The organism is Paenibacillus glycanilyticus (assembly GCF_023715145.1).
Taxonomy (GTDB): Bacteria; Bacillota; Bacilli; order Paenibacillales; family Paenibacillaceae; genus Pristimantibacillus; species Pristimantibacillus glycanilyticus_A.
Genome location: NZ_JAMBNP010000033.1, coordinates 1 through 632 on the forward strand (window position 1 = coordinate 1; position 632 = coordinate 632).

Below are 632 nucleotides of genomic sequence, written 5' to 3' on the forward strand. Positions count from 1 at the left end.
GTCCACGAATCTTCATTCTCGTCATACAACCAGTTCTCGAACTTGCTTATATCTTGCTTCCATGCTTTGGTGTTTTCTTTATGATAAGTATTGTATTTTACAAGTGCTCGTTGTTCTTCAGACTCTAAATAAGCATAGTTTTCTTCGCTGCCATATCCTGCATCAGCGATGACGGTTCCCGGCAATTGACCAAGTGAGGCTTTCACTTTGTCCAGGTGCGGCTTGAGACAACGTGTATCTGTTGGACGCTGATGGATGCTGTAGCTGAGAATGAATTGATCTTCGGTTCCAATCTGCACGTTATACCCCGGCTTCAGCTGACCATTGCGCATGTGGTCTTCCTTCATGCGCATGAACGTCGCATCCGTGTCGGTTTTGCTGAAGCTGTTTCGGCTGCCGAGCGTTTCCTGCTGCTCTTCATATTTGTGCAGGCGAGAAAGATCTTTCCGAACAAGGCGCACAGCTTTCTTTAACGGTTTGTTCTTCGGCTTTTCTTGAAGCTTGCTTTCAAGCCGTTGAACAGCCTGCTCGAGCTTTTCGCTCGTGATGGCAGAAGCCTCTCCGAGCTCAGGAAGGTCCAAGTTATTCAGCGCCTGATCTTCCTGTTTCTCTGCCTCTTCAATGGCAGCGAA

At 47.8% G+C, this 632-nt stretch carries 1 protein-coding gene; it reads right to left on the minus strand.

Features of this window, described 5'->3' with window-relative positions:
* Positions 1–632: transposase (locus M3194_RS30805; RefSeq protein ID WP_251657955.1), on the minus strand; the 632-nt coding region annotated here is incomplete at both ends.